The sequence below is a fragment of the Massilia mucilaginosa genome (assembly GCF_011682145.1).
Taxonomy (GTDB): Bacteria; Pseudomonadota; Gammaproteobacteria; order Burkholderiales; family Burkholderiaceae_D; genus Telluria_A; species Telluria_A mucilaginosa.
On sequence record NZ_WHJH01000217.1, the window covers coordinates 1 to 431 of the forward strand.

The following is a 431-nucleotide window of genomic DNA, read 5'->3' on the forward strand; positions in this document are numbered from 1 at the left end:
CTGTCGGATCGATGGCTTTGTAGGCCGTCATCAGCGATGCCGGCATGGTGCCGTCCTTGTTCGGTGTTGCGTACAGGACCACAGTGCCCGTGCTCGGCGTAAGCGGAATGACGAACGCGGCGATAGCGCAGATGTCGTGTTCCTTCAATAACTGTTCAATGCGTCCCCACAGTGGATCGATTTCATTCTGGAACACTTTTTGGACACCCCGATAGGTAGTCGACATATGGGGCCTTACTGGGACAGCTCGGCGCGGCAGCTGAGAGGGGCGGGCGAGGAGTGCGCGACGTTGAGATAAACGACTGCGCAGACGAGCACGACCAAGGCTGCGATGTAATGGCGCTTCACAGATGGTTCCATTGGCTGGGCGCACGGCAGCAGGAAGAAATCCGTCGTGCGGTTGTTGTTGAGTTCTTTCATAGGGCTCCGGG

The 431-nt window shown here is 57.8% G+C and carries 2 protein-coding genes; both read right to left on the bottom strand.

Annotated features, from left to right (window positions below; translation table 11 throughout):
- Positions 1-226, bottom strand: a 226-nt coding sequence (locus F2P45_RS34565; RefSeq protein ID WP_166882698.1) for a hypothetical protein, incomplete at its 3' end; no start/stop codon positions are given.
- 8 nt (positions 227-234) lie between these two features.
- Positions 235-431: hypothetical protein (locus tag F2P45_RS34570; protein ID WP_223164928.1), on the bottom strand; the 197-nt coding region annotated here is incomplete at its 5' end.